General features: G+C 66.5%; 4 protein-coding genes and 1 pseudogene. 3 read left to right on the top strand and 2 right to left on the bottom strand.

Annotated features, from left to right (window positions below; genetic code table 11):
* Positions 1 to 75: 75 nt before the first annotated feature.
* Positions 76 to 312, top strand: a pseudogene (locus ACWDKQ_RS34880) (Tn3 family transposase); the annotation flags it as partial.
* A 138-nt stretch (positions 313 to 450) separates the two neighbouring features.
* Here the strand turns inward: ACWDKQ_RS34880 and ACWDKQ_RS34875 are convergent.
* Both ACWDKQ_RS34875 and ACWDKQ_RS34870 read right to left on the bottom strand, forming a co-directional pair.
* Positions 451 to 1,506: an SMI1/KNR4 family protein gene (locus ACWDKQ_RS34875; RefSeq protein ID WP_450143027.1), complete on the bottom strand. Its 1,056-nt coding sequence runs from the start codon at positions 1,504 to 1,506 to the stop codon at positions 451 to 453.
* Between the two features lie 114 nt (positions 1,507 to 1,620).
* A complete protein-coding gene (locus ACWDKQ_RS34870; RefSeq protein WP_450143026.1) occupies positions 1,621 to 2,559 on the bottom strand; it encodes a tyrosine-type recombinase/integrase in 939 nt (312 codons plus the stop codon).
* A 651-nt stretch (positions 2,560 to 3,210) separates the two neighbouring features.
* Here ACWDKQ_RS34870 and ACWDKQ_RS34865 point away from each other — a divergent pair.
* Entirely contained in the window at positions 3,211 to 4,179 is a 969-nt protein-coding gene (locus ACWDKQ_RS34865) for a DUF6924 domain-containing protein (protein ID WP_450143025.1), read from the top strand.
* Between the two features lie 777 nt (positions 4,180 to 4,956).
* Positions 4,957 to 5,316: a CAP domain-containing protein gene (locus ACWDKQ_RS34860; protein WP_450143024.1), complete on the top strand. Its 360-nt coding sequence runs from the start codon at positions 4,957 to 4,959 to the stop codon at positions 5,314 to 5,316.
* Positions 5,317 to 5,539 lie beyond the last annotated feature (223 nt).

Raw genomic sequence — 5,539 nt, 5'->3', positions numbered from 1 at the left:
TTGCGTGACCGCCGACGTGATGTCGGCGGGTGCCTGCGCTTCCTCGGCTAGTTCGGATAAGACCAGCTCGGCGCCCTCGGCCTCGTGCTCAACGCGATCGTGCTGTTCAACACCCGCTATCTCGACGCCGCCATCAAAGAGCTACGGGCCGGTGGCTACGAGGTCCGCGACGAGGACGCCGTGCGACTGTCGCCGTTCGTACGTCATCACATCAATGTCCTGGGGCGCTACTCGTTCCTCCTCCCGGACCTCGCCGGGCGCCTGCGCCCGCTACGCGACTCCGAAAGCCTCGACGAAGACGAGATCGACTAGCGACAATCATGCTCTTCGGCTCCGGTGTTCGCGCGTTGTTCCACGCTGCCAACGCCGGAGCCGAAAGCAAGTCAAGCGAGGTGGTAGGTCAGGGTGCGGCTGCTGGAGCCGGCCTCGCCCAAGGACGAATAGCCCCGCTCAGTCGAGGTAGTTGCTCAGCTTGATCAGGTTTTTGTCGGGGTCGCGCAGATGGAGGCTGTAGATCGGGCCGAGTGCACCGGTACGGCTGACCGGGCCCGCCTCGATGTCCACCCCCGCCTGCTCCCTGAGCTCGTCGATCAGGAGCAGCACCGGGGTGTCCACGACGAAGCACAGCTCGGCGGTGCCTGGAGCGGGGTGGGCGGCCGAGAACACCTCGGTATCCTCTCCGGCCACGCGTAGGTCGATCTTGCTGTGGCCGAAGGTCAGCGCCGTGCGGCCGTTGTCGGAGGTGACCACCTCCATGCCCAGCACCCGGGTGTAGAAGTCGATCGTGGCGTCCTGGTCGGCGACGGTCAGCACCAGGTGGTCGAGCCGGTCGATGCGCATGAGGCGCGGCCACGTGTCGGCTGCGGTCACCTGGTGCAGCGGTGCAGCGTCGGGGCGAGTATGAGGTGCCGGCTCCGTGTCCTGGTACCCCTGTTTCTGGATGACACCGTGGGTTTTCCATCGGTTAAAGACATCTCGAGCGCTTGCTACCAGGGCACCGAAGCTGGGGTACGGCGAAGGATCGGAGCCGTCGCCAGTCGCCCACTCGTATACGGTCCATTCCCCGTCCGGCCCGATCGTGGTCGGGTCCAGCAGCCAGTAGACAGCGCAGTCGGACCAATCTGACACCATCAAGCACGGCTTGACCTGCTCCACGACATCCAGGCCCGCCTCCGTCCACGCGGCCAGCAGCTCGGGATCTTTCTCAGCGAACCAACCGATCTCGTCGACCCGGAACAGCTCGCTCAACTCGGGGTCGATGTCGCGCCAGCCGTTGCTGGCGAGCAGGAAGTTGCGGTAGCTCGGCGGCAGCCGCACATCCAGGCGTTTCTCGGCGACACGGAGGGCCTCCTCACTGGCTGGTTCGTAGCCCAGCCACCCATTCTCCCGCTGGACGCCGTCGAGGCGCGCCAATTCCTCATCCGTGGCCATCCGCAGATAGTCATCGCTATAGCCGCGGAGGAACTCCTGCCACTCGGGCAACGTCACCGGCACACTCTGGCTCATGTGCCTCATCATGACAGTGGCCGGGTGCAGCCAATGTCGCCGACTGTGTGAATTGGGACGATGGGGAAACCTCGCGTGCACGGTCGGCTCCGAGACCGAGTCAGCTTTCTGCCTTCATCGCCGCCTGGCCGCCGGATCCCGGTCCTGCTGCCAGCGAGCCAAAGCCTCGGGTGAGACTCGCGCGTACCGCGCGAGGGAAGCGACCGAGGTGTGCCCGGAGTACGACAGCAGGGTGGAGCTGTTGGCGCCGTCCTCGGCAGCATGGGTTAACGCCGAGTGCCGGAGTTGGTGCAGCGTCCACGGCCCACCGGTCAGGTCCTTGCTGGCGTGCTCGAAGGTCTCGGCGGCACGTCGGTAGGACAACCGGGCCCGGCCGGATTCCGGATCGAGGTCGACCGACGGCAGCTCGATCCGTGCCCGTCGATCGGTGAGGAACACCGGGCCGGTCTTCCTGCCGTTCAGCAGACGTGGCAGCAACCTGGCAGTGGCGGTGCGCCACACGATGACATCGGCCGCGCCGCCCTTGCGGCGGACCTTCGCGCAGCGGTTGCGCAGATCCAGCTCGTCGACGTCCAAGGCGAGGATTTCCTCGGCACGGGCAGCGGTTTCATACAGCATTCGCCACAGAGCCCGCTCGCGCAGCGGCAAATGCTGACGGGTCAGCAGGGCTTCGATGTCGGCACGGGCCACGGCGCGGGTGCGATCCGGGGTGCGCGGCCGGCGCCGGATGCGCCGGGTCGGGTCACCGCCGATCCACTCTTGTCGGCGCCACCATGCGGCGGCCGACCGCAGCGCGTCCAACCTGGCGTTGACAGTGGCCGCAGCGGACTTGCCCCAACGGCGAGCGAACCACCGGCCGATCTTCTCCACCGTGGCTTCGTCGTCCAACGCCGTCACCGGTATCGCCGCGCCGAGTTCGTCCACCAGCGCCCGCAGCGCGGTGGCGTAAGCGCGGGTGGTGTTGCGGTTGGACACCTCCGCCAGGAAGACATCGACGGCACCGCCGAGCTTCGGTCCGGACCGAGGGACATCGAGACGGTGGACGGTGCCCACAGGCCCTCCTCGGCGCTATCGCAGATAAGCATGGCGAGACGCCACCCCCGCAGGACGGTGTTCTTCCAGGACACCGATCACCCTACCGCAGATAATCATTGGTTATCTGCGGAAACCGATGATGTTGAGACAGCAACGACAAGCGGTCAACCTGCCGACCAGCACCGCTCAGGGCTTAGCGCTGTCCGCCGTTCCGATGTTCCTCAAACCCCGTGTAGATGCGGGTGGCTGAATTTGGCGTGGCCCATGCGGGTATCCGCTACTTCGCCGTCTCACGATGCGACGTGCTGCCGCGCGCGCTGAAGGGATGATCACATCATCGTTCGTGGATACGCGGCCCGGAGTGCTCTGTGCACTCGCGAGTTCAGCGTCGCGGACGCGTCGCCGAGGTCGGTGGCGCTGGTATAGGACGGCACTGACGGTTCCCTGTAAGGGCGGTGTTTCGGGCCTCGCGTCGGTGCAGGCAACAGCGATGGTGCAGCTACCTGCGTGAATACAGCGCACGGCAAGCGACGCCGACGAGGGTTTGTCGTCGCCTGGTGTTAGGACTACGGGGATTCGTCCCCGATTCGATGAGGTGTGTTGCTGATGCGTCCTCCGCTTCCTTTGCCCCCCGACGGCGGTGAGTCCCGTGTGCCCGGGATACTGCTTGTGCGCACCGACAGCGACGACGACGTCTGGGAAGACGTGCTCTGGCGCATGGGCGAGCTCCCCGGCATGTACCGGTCCGATCAAGGGGACGCGGCCGAGGCGGTGGCACGGGAGTCGATCTCCCGGCGCCTGATCGTGGCGGAGGATCCCGCGTGGCGGGGCGCCACCTCCGAGGATGTCTCCGCGGCCCTGGAGCGGCCCGGGATCTGGGTGCCCGACCTGGTGGTGCTGACCGACGACCGCACCGTGCGCAATGCGGATTGGCGCCCGCTGCTGGCCTTCCGTGGCAGCGATGGCTATGCCTTCTGGATCACTCCGCGTCAGGCGGCCATGACCTACCTGGTGCTGCACCGTCCGAACCTGGACTCCACCATCAACCACTTCACGGACACGGCTCCCGCCGAGGTGGAGTGGCTCCTTACGGAGGACAAGGAGCGCGACGAGGAGGACCTCTGCCTTGATCCCGTGGGAGTCGACCTGGAGTCGCTGAAGGCCCCGCCCCGCTACACTCGGCCGACCCGCGAGCTGCCTCCGCTCATCCAAGACAACGATCTGCTCGTGCGCACCGATTTCACCGACGACGCGACCTGGGCCTCCCTGGTCGAGCGCGTGTGCCGCCCGGGCCCGGGCTACGACGACGTGATCGACGACTTCGGCGACTACGTCGACTTCGTGGACGATCCGGCCTTTGCCGGCGCCACGCCGGAGCAGGTGATGGCGCAGGTCCGCGACAGCGACACGGAAGAGGAAGAGGAAGAGGAAGAGGAAGAGGAAGAGATGGTCTCCGACGTCGTGCTGATCGCCGACGCCATCACGATGCGCGAGCCCGGGCACCGCGTCCTCGTGGTCCCTCTGGCGGACCAGCCCGGGTTCGCCTTCCGTGTGGATCCCGAGGTCGTGGGGACCATGGTGGCCAACTTGGCGATAGGAAACCAGGACATCGGCGACTGGCGGAACGACGAAGCGTAGGCCGCCGGAGGACAGCCGTGCCACCGGGACGTCGGTTGGTGAGCGGTGAGGCCGCCTCTTCGGGACAGGGCGCGGCGGGCTGGGCTCGGGCAGGTCCAGGCGACTCTCCACCACGGACTCCGGCGTGGTGCACGCCCTGGTCCGCCACGGTAGCGAAGGGGCCAGGTCGGGCGATGCCGCCGCGGGGTTACCCGCGGACCGGTCCCGCCTTGGACCCAAGGGCACCGGCCCTGCGGGTCATCGACGCGCCACCACGTGTCGATGTCCGAAGTGGACTGCATGGATGTCCCAACTCCTGTGCACGTCGGGTGATGATTCGTTCTTGTCCGTCGTATCTCGGCTTCCCGGGGTGACATCCGCATCGCGGGTGAAGCCTTCTACGGCATCGCCGGCGACGCAGGCGCCGGGACCCTCGTTATGTGAAACAGTGCCGGTGATCCTCGACCTGAAGACACGGGTTGCGTGGCCGGTCGGATGCCATAATGACTTCATCAGTAGTGACGTCACCAGAGGCGGCGGTGTCGTGCAGGACGATGCGGGCCGCCGTCTGCTAGGGGAGTAGGTGCGCAGTTGCCCCCAAGCCGCAAACGCAAGCGGCGCGATGGAACGGTCGTCAAGTTCCGCGCCCGATCACAATCGCTCCGCCAGGCAACGCCGGCTGTATCGGAGAAACCGGAACCGGATCTCGACTCATGGGCTCCCGCCCGACCGGAGCGCTCCTCGGCACTCGCTGCCGTGGTAGGGAGCACCGCTCACCAGAAGAAGAACGAGGATGCGGTGGTACGGCTGGTCAACGCGGCCCGGGCACAAGCGAATGTGCCGCCGTTGCAGACCGACGAGAGGCTACGCACCGCCGCCCGAGACCACAGCAAAGACATGGCACGGCGTGACTTCTGTGCACACAACAACCCCGACGGGCTCACCCCGTCCGACCGGATGCGCGCGGCCGGCTACCCACAACCCGGCGCCGAGAACGTCGCCATAGGCCAGAACAGCCCCCACAGCGTGATGCGCGCCTGGATGAACAGTCCCGGACACCGCGCCAACCTGCTCAATCCCGAGTTCACCACCATAGGAGTCGGCGCCTACTTCGGCCGCCCCGACGGCCCATCCTGGACCCAGAACTTCGGCTACTGACCGCCAAGGAGACGCCGGCCGGGCTATCGGACACCCAGACGAACGTTCGTGGGTCACTCCGGACCGCGAAGTGTTTCCCCAGGTGGGGCGTGTATCGCTTGTCGTGTCCGCGCAAATGCTCTGCTGTCCCCAGGTTCCACAGATCAGGTTGCTGACTAGTCCGTGAAAACGTGGGTTGATCTGCGGGAATGCTGATTGGCCCGGTGACGGGGCGTGTCACTAG

It is taken from the genome of Saccharopolyspora sp. NPDC000995 (genome assembly GCF_053599315.1).
The sequence above is the reverse complement of the archived record's forward strand: the minus strand, read 5'-3'. Positions and strand labels throughout refer to the sequence as shown.

Coding starts and splice junctions, on each gene's coding strand:
- ACWDKQ_RS34875 (WP_450143027.1), bottom strand. CDS start 1,506: ATGAGCCAGAGTGTGCCGGTGACGTTGCCCGAGTGGCAGGAGTTCCTC.